Source organism: Oceanobacillus sp. J11TS1 (assembly GCF_018333215.1).
Classification (GTDB): Bacteria; Bacillota; Bacilli; order Bacillales; family Amphibacillaceae; genus Oceanobacillus.
Genome location: NZ_BORO01000074.1, coordinates 1 through 431 on the forward strand (window position 1 = coordinate 1; position 431 = coordinate 431).

Genomic DNA, 431 nt, shown 5'->3' on the forward strand with positions numbered 1-431 from the left:
TTGACTACGGATCAAGAGGTTAGGGGTTCGACTCCTCTCGGGCGCGCCATCGGGAAGTAGCTCAGCTTGGTAGAGCACTTGGTTTGGGACCAAGGGGTCGCAGGTTCGAATCCTGTCTTCCCGACCATTATACAAATCATTAAAATATTACGGGGCCTTAGCTCAGCTGGGAGAGCGCCTGCCTTGCACGCAGGAGGTCAGCGGTTCGATCCCGCTAGGCTCCATTCAACAAAATTAAAAAAAGTTGTTGACATTGATTTTGGAGTATGTTATGCTAGTTTGGTCGCTTTAAAAAAGTGACAACGAAATTGCTCTTTGAAAACTGAACAAAACAACCAGTACGAAAGAAGAAAGACAACCTCGTTTTTCTTATTAAATAAGTCAGAAGTTGACTTCTGAAAGCTAAGAAACAAAAAACTTTTATAGAGAGT

2 tRNA genes are annotated in these 431 nt (G+C 43.4%); both read left to right on the top strand.

The window, feature by feature from the left end:
* The first annotated feature begins 50 nt into the window (after positions 1-50).
* A tRNA-Pro gene (locus KI343_RS19895) sits at positions 51-127 on the top strand.
* Positions 128-151: 24 nt separating this feature from the next.
* A tRNA-Ala gene (locus KI343_RS19900) sits at positions 152-224 on the top strand.
* Positions 225-431: the final 207 nt, after the last annotated feature.